Origin of the sequence: Spirillospora sp. NPDC049652 (genome assembly GCF_040675125.1) — a bacterium.
Lineage (GTDB): Bacteria > Actinomycetota > Actinomycetes > Streptosporangiales > Streptosporangiaceae > Spirillospora.
Genome location: NZ_JBFAOF010001250.1, coordinates 1 through 1,747, shown reverse-complemented (window position 1 = coordinate 1,747; position 1,747 = coordinate 1). Strand labels below are relative to the sequence as shown.

Sequence of the window (1,747 nt, the reverse complement as noted above, 5' to 3'; positions counted from 1 at the left end):
GCTGCGGTGCTCGACGACGACGAACGCCGCCAGCAGCACCAGTCCCGCCGCGAAGGACCCCAGCACGGACGCGGCGGACCCGGGACGGGCTGGGCCCCGGGCGAGCTGAGCTGGCGGCTCGCGGTGCTCGGGCTGGGCGTCGGGATCTCCAGCGGACCCGTGTTCACCCTGGTCATCACCGCCGCCCCGGCCGCGTCGCAGGGCACGGCGGGCGCGGCGCAGAGCCTCGCCCGCCAGCTCGGCTTCGCCGTCGGGCCCGCGCTCGCGACCGTCGCGTGGTCGCTGTCCGGGCACCGCGTGGCGGGGATGCGCGCCGGGTTCGCCGTCGCCGCGCTGCTCGCCGTCCTCACGGTCGGAGCCGTCCTGTGGGGACGTCCCGGACGCGCGGGCGACGGGGCGGGCGACGGGACGGGCGGCGCGGCGGACGGCGCGGCGGACGGCGGGGGTCAGAGGCGGGTGGCGATGAGGTCGGCGAAGGCGCGGAGCGCGGGTGCGGGGTCGCCGCGCCGCCAGACCAGGCCGAGGACGGAGTCGGGCAGGCCGTCCACCGGGACGTAGACGATGTCGGAACGGGCGAACGACCGGGCGGTCGGGACGCAGAACATCAGGCCGCCGCGTCCGGCGGCGATGGTGATGAGGGCCTCCTGGAAGCTGGACACGGACGGGCCGCGCGGGATGGGACGGCCGTCCGGCGTGGACGTCGGGGACGACAGCTCGCGCCAGTAGGCGGGGGCGGGCCCGGTGATGTCCAGGAGCGGGACGCCCGCGAGGTCCTCGGCATGCAGGCGCGCCCGGCGGGCGGCCGGGTGGCGGGAGGAGAGCGCGACGGCCTGCTGCGCCTTGGAGAAGGACGGGCCGACGACCAGGTCGGGCTCGGTGACCGGGAGCAGCGTGACGACCGCCTCCACCTCGCCGCGCCGGAGCGCGCCGAACGGGTCGGTCAGCGGGACCTCGGCGAAGGTGACCGTGAGGCCGGGGTTGCGGGCCTCCAGCATTCCGGCGGCCTCGACGACGCCCTCGCGGGCCGTCCCGGTGAGGAAGCCGACGCGCAGCTCGCCGGTGATGCCGCGCGCGGCGGTGCGGGCGTTGTCCAGGGCGGTCTGGAGGGCGTCGTAAGCGGGGCGGACCTCGGCGAGCAGCCGCTCCCCGAGCGGCGTCGGGCGGACGCTGCGGCTGGTCCGGTCGAACAGCCGCCCGCCGACCTGCCGCTCCAGCGACCGGACGAGCTGGCTGACCCGGCCCTGCGAGAGGCCGAGCCGGTCGCCGGTCCGGCCGAAGTGCAGCTCCTCGCCGAGCACGAGCAGGCACTCCAGTTCGCGTAGCTCCACCCCGACCCCTCCCGATCATTAGTCGAGTTAATCCAAGGATGCGCGGATCGCCGTTGTTCCGGACCGGGCCGGAACCGAGCCTGGAATCATGATCGCCAAAGCTCCGCTGGTGGTGGCGACGGGCACGTTCACGATCGTCACCACCGAGATGCTCCCCGTCGGCCTGCTCTCCCCGATGGCCCGCGACCTGCGCGTGGCCGAGGGGACGGCCGGGCTCGCGGTGACCCTGCCCGGCGTCGTCGCCGCCGTCTCCGCGCTCGCCGTCGCCCTCGGCGCCGGGCGGATCGACCGCCGCCTCCTGCTCTGCTCGCTGGCCGGGCTGGTCGCGGCGGCCAACGCCGTCTCGGCGGTCGCGCCGTCGCTCGCCGTGCTGCTCGCCGCCCGCGTCCTGGTCGGGATCGCGATCGGCGGGTTCTGGG

Annotated in this window: 2 protein-coding genes and 1 pseudogene; 2 read left to right on the top strand and 1 reads right to left on the bottom strand. The window is 76.5% G+C overall.

The window, feature by feature from the left end; genetic code table 11:
* Positions 1–558: pseudogene (locus AB0J52_RS39115) on the top strand (hypothetical protein); the annotation flags it as partial.
* Here the strand turns inward: AB0J52_RS39115 and AB0J52_RS39110 are convergent.
* A complete protein-coding gene (locus AB0J52_RS39110; protein ID WP_500188132.1) occupies positions 447–1,328 on the bottom strand; it encodes a LysR family transcriptional regulator in 882 nt (293 codons plus the stop codon). The pseudogene AB0J52_RS39115 and the gene AB0J52_RS39110 overlap by 112 nt on opposite strands.
* An 88-nt stretch (positions 1,329–1,416) precedes the next feature.
* On the opposite strand from AB0J52_RS39110, the gene AB0J52_RS39105 reads away from it, so the two are divergent.
* On the top strand, positions 1,417–1,747 hold a 331-nt coding region (locus AB0J52_RS39105; protein WP_500188130.1), incomplete at its 3' end, for an MFS transporter.